This is a genomic window from Nocardioides sp. (genome assembly GCF_035429765.1).
GTDB lineage: Bacteria > Actinomycetota > Actinomycetes > Propionibacteriales > Nocardioidaceae > Nocardioides.
This window is the reverse complement of the sequence record NZ_DAOMFK010000242.1, coordinates 1-4,118: the sequence shown is the minus strand read 5'-3', so window position 1 is coordinate 4,118 and position 4,118 is coordinate 1. Positions and strand designations below refer to the sequence as shown.

Genomic DNA, 4,118 nt, shown 5'->3' with positions numbered 1-4,118 from the left:
GCACACGGTCGGCGGCTGCCCGGTCTTCCCGGCGGACAACCCGTGGAAAACCCGGGTCGACCGGCTGCCGGTGGCCCGCGGGTCCGCGCGGGTCATCCGGGGCCAGGCCGCCGGGTCCCCGGTCCACCTCGACCTGGGCAGCACCGAGGAGTACTACGGCATCCCCGTCACCCTCGCCCCCCAGGACCAGCAGCGGCTGCCCCTGCGCTTCGGCGTCGAGGGCGAGAACTACGCCGACGAGAGCGACCGCGGACCGGTGCCCGTCCCGCCCGGCGCGGCGATCGAGGGCGGCAGCATCAGCCGCCCGGACCCCGCCGACGGGGACCGGCACGTGGTCACCGTGCAGCGCGGGACCTGCCGGCTGGTCGAGCTCTACAAGGCCACGCGGGTGTACGACGACACCGGTGCCGTGGTGGCCTGGCGGGCCGCGTCAGCGGCGCGCTGGGACCTGGGCTCGAACCGGCTCCGCCCGCGTGGCTGGACCTCCGCCGACGCGGCCGGGCTGCCGATCCTCCCGGGGCTGCTGGACTACGACGAGGCGGCCACCGGGCGGATCACCCACGCCCTGCGGGTCACCCTCCCGCTGGCTCGCAACGCCTACGTCCGGCCGGCCCGCCACTGCGGGTCCCACCAGGGGGCCCGCTACCCGGCGTACGGCATGCGCCTGCGGCTGAAGGCCTCGGTCCCGACCCGTCGGTACACCGGCGCGGCACGCGCCGTGGTGGTGGCGATGAAGCGCTACGGGCTGATGTTCGCCGACCAGGGCTCGGCGATGTACGTCACCGGCACCTCCGACCCGCGGTGGGCCGACGCCCTCGACCAGTTCCGGAGCAGGCCGCTGGACGGTTCGAAGTTCGAGGTGGTCCGCCACGGCCGGATCACCGTGTGCCGCTGACCGTCCGCCCTGCCGGGCACGCACGCGGGCGCGTCCGGCGGTGGGTCAGCCGCCGGTCAGCGAGTCGCGCACCGGCACGAACTTGGCCTGCGCCTCGGCCAGCTCCGCAGCGGGGTCGGAGTCGGCGACGATCCCGCAGCCGGCGAACAGACGGACCGTGTCCCCGGCGACCACGGCGGAGCGCAGCGCGATGCCCCACTCGCCGTCACCGTTGGCGTCCATCCAGCCGACCGGGCCGGCGTAGCGGCCGCGGTCCATCCTCTCGAGGGTGGCGATGAGCGCGGTGGCGGCCGGCGTGGGGGTGCCGCCGACGGCCGCCGAGGGGTGCAGCGCCTCGGCCAGCTCGAGCGAGGACACGGTGGCCGCGTCGTGGACGACGCCGGCGACGTCGGTGGCCAGGTGCATGACGTTGGGCAGGTGCAGGACGAAGGGGGACTCGGGCACGTTCATCGAGGAGCAGTGCGGGTCGAGCGCGTCGGCGACCGAGCGCACGGCGTACTCGTGCTCCTCGAGGTCCTTCGACGAGCGGGCCAGGTGTGCGGCCAGGGCGAGGTCCCGGTCGTCGTCGCCGGTCCGCCGGATGGTGCCGGCCAGCACCCGGGAGGTCACCAGGCCGCGCTCGCGGCGCACCAGCATCTCGGGCGTCGCCCCGAAGAGCCCGTCCACGTGGAAGGTCCAGCAGGAGGGGTAGTGCTCGGCCAGCCGCCGCAGCGGGGCCCGCACGTCCACCGGTGCCGTCGCAGTCGCGACCAGGTCGCGGGCGAGCACCACCTTCTCCAGCAGGCCCGCGTTGATCCGGGCCACGGCCTCGGCCACCACGCTCATCCACTGCTCGCCGTTGAGTGCGCCGTCGGCGAAGACGACGTCGGCGGGCGGGTCGGGGACCTCCGCAGGCACGACGTCCGGGGGCGGCACCGGCTCGGTCCCGACAGTGGTGATCCAGGCGCGCCCTGCGCGGCGCCCGACGACCACGCGGGGCACCACCATCACCGAGTCGCCCGGCTCGTCGGCGAAGGCGAACGAGCCGAAGCACACCAGCCCGCTGCCCGGCTCGCCCACGGCGTCGTGGACGGTGGCGCGGGCGGTGGTCTCGGACCACCACTTGTTCGCGTCGGCGAAGCGGGTGACGCCGCGGGTCCGCAGCTCAGCGGCGACGCCCCAGCCGACCAGTCCCTCGGCACGGTGCAGCCACGTGACCGGCGCGTCGGGTGGCACCAGCGAGAGCAGCGGGAGGTCGTCGGGCAGGTCGCACGGGACGGAAGACACGACGAGCGGGCTGCTCGGCCCGTCGGGCACCGTGCGGGAGGTCACGAGGGGTCAGCCTACGCCCGGAGCCCGAAGGCCCCGGAATCCCGCGCTCACGACCAGTAGACGATGACCTTGTCGCCCACCTGCACCTGGTCGAACAGCCACAGCATGCCGTCGTAGTCGCGCACGTTCACGCAGCCGTGCGAGGCGCCGGAGTAGCCGTGGGCCGCGAAGTCGGGGGAGTAGTGCACGGCCTGCCCTCCGGAGAAGAACAGCGCGAGCGGCATCGAGGTGTGGTAGAGGCTCGACACGTGGTCGCGGGACTTCAGGTACACCTGGAAGGCACCCTCCCGCGTGGGCAGCTCCTCGGACCCGAAGCGCACGTCGTACGTCGCCCGCACGTCGCCGTCGACGACCCAGCGCATCGAGTTGGTGGACTTGTCCACGCACAGCGCGCTGCCGGTGAGGCAGCGCGGGTCGAGAGCGCCCGGCTCGGGCCGGATGTTGTGCATCTCCTCGTACGTCGGGGCGCGCGTCATCGCGGTGAGCCGGTCCCAGGTGCGCTGGTCCACGACGCCGGTCACCGGGATCACCCGCTTGGCCTGGAAGCCGCTCACCGCCGCGGTCGTGGTGGCGTCGTAGGTCCCGCTCACGTCACCGAACAGCCAGGCGATCTGCACCAGACGCGCCTGCAGGTCGCGCACCTGCTCACCGGTGTCCCCCTCCGCGAGCAGGGGCGGACCCGGGTGCCAGATGTTGAAGAGCTGGTCGTGCGTCGGCTCCCGGGTCATCCGCACCAGCCGTGCCCAGGTCCTCCCGTCGACCAGACCCGTGGCGGGCAGGCCACGCTTCTCCTGGAACCCCGCCACGGCCGCCCTGGTGGTGGCGTCGAACCGACCGGTGGTGGCTTCGGGCAGCCAGGCGAGCTGGAAGAGCCGGTGCTGCAGCTCGCGCACCTGCACGCCGCGGTCCCCGGGGCGCAGCAGGTAGCGCGAGGGGATCGGGGCGCTCGTCGGGCCCACGACCGGCTCCGGCACCGCGGTCGGTGGGCTCGAGGAGGTCGCTGCGCCCGGTCCGGCGTCGTGGCGCGAGGACAGCGGAGCGCAGGCCGTGGCGAGCAGCACGACCAGCAGCAGGCCGAGCACCAGCACGGGCCTCGGAGCCCGGTCCCGCACCGCAGCAGCACCCACCGCGCTCACCTCCCTCACGTCCCCAGTGTCCTTCGGTAGGACGCCGCAGCCGCGCATTTGGTTGCCCGGCGGGGGCGCCCTCTAGGCTGCCGCACGTGGCACGTGCAGAGCTGGACAAGCATCCCTCCGACGTCCGCCGCATGTTCGACGCCGTCGCGCGCCGCTACGACCTCACCAACGACGTCCTCTCGCTGGGACAGGACCGGCGCTGGCGCCGCGACGTCATCGACGCGGTGGACCCCAGGCCGGGGGAGAGGATCCTCGACCTCGCCGCCGGCACCGGCACCTCCAGCCAGCCGTTCGCGGACCGGGGTGCCGTGGTGGTGCCCTGCGACTTCTCGCTCGGGATGCTCCAGGTCGGCAAGCGAGCCCGTCCCGACCTACCGTTCACCGCCGGCGACGGCACCAGGCTCCCGTTCGCCGACGACACCTTCGACGCGGTCACCATCTCCTTCGGGCTGCGCAACATCGTCGACCCGCTCGCGGGTCTCCGCGAGCTGCGGCGGGTCACCCGGCCGGGTGGCCGACTGGTGGTGTGCGAGTTCAGCCACCCCACGCTCACGCCGTTCCGGGTGGTCTATCTGGAGTACCTGATGAAGGCGCTGCCGGTGATCGCCAGGGCGGTCTCCTCCTCCCCGGACGCCTACGTCTACCTGGCCGAGTCGGTCCGGGCCTGGCCCGACCAGCCCGGGCTGGCCGGGGTGCTCGCGGACGAGGGGTGGCGGGCCGCGGAGTGGCGCAACCTCACCGGCGGCAAAGTTACACCGCACCGCGCCAGAAAGGTC

The 4,118-nt window shown here is 73.9% G+C and carries 4 protein-coding genes; 2 read left to right on the top strand and 2 right to left on the bottom strand.

Annotation, left to right across the window (positions count from 1 at the left end; all coding sequences use genetic code 11):
* The coding region (locus PLP61_RS15400) for a hypothetical protein (RefSeq protein WP_324503637.1) at window positions 1-895 on the top strand (895 nt) is incomplete at its 5' end.
* A 45-nt stretch (window positions 896-940) separates the two neighbouring features.
* Here PLP61_RS15400 and PLP61_RS15395 read toward each other — a convergent pair.
* Both PLP61_RS15395 and PLP61_RS15390 read right to left on the bottom strand, forming a co-directional pair.
* Window positions 941-2,206, bottom strand: coding sequence for an isochorismate synthase (locus tag PLP61_RS15395; RefSeq protein ID WP_502889084.1), 1,266 nt, complete (start codon window positions 2,204-2,206; stop codon window positions 941-943).
* Window positions 2,207-2,253: 47 nt separating this feature from the next.
* A complete protein-coding gene (locus tag PLP61_RS15390) occupies window positions 2,254-3,351 on the bottom strand; it encodes a L,D-transpeptidase family protein (protein WP_324503636.1) in 1,098 nt (365 codons plus the stop codon).
* 77 nt (window positions 3,352-3,428) lie between these two features.
* On the opposite strand from PLP61_RS15390, the gene PLP61_RS15385 reads away from it, so the two are divergent.
* The coding region (locus tag PLP61_RS15385; RefSeq protein ID WP_324503635.1) for a demethylmenaquinone methyltransferase at window positions 3,429-4,118 on the top strand (690 nt) is incomplete at its 3' end.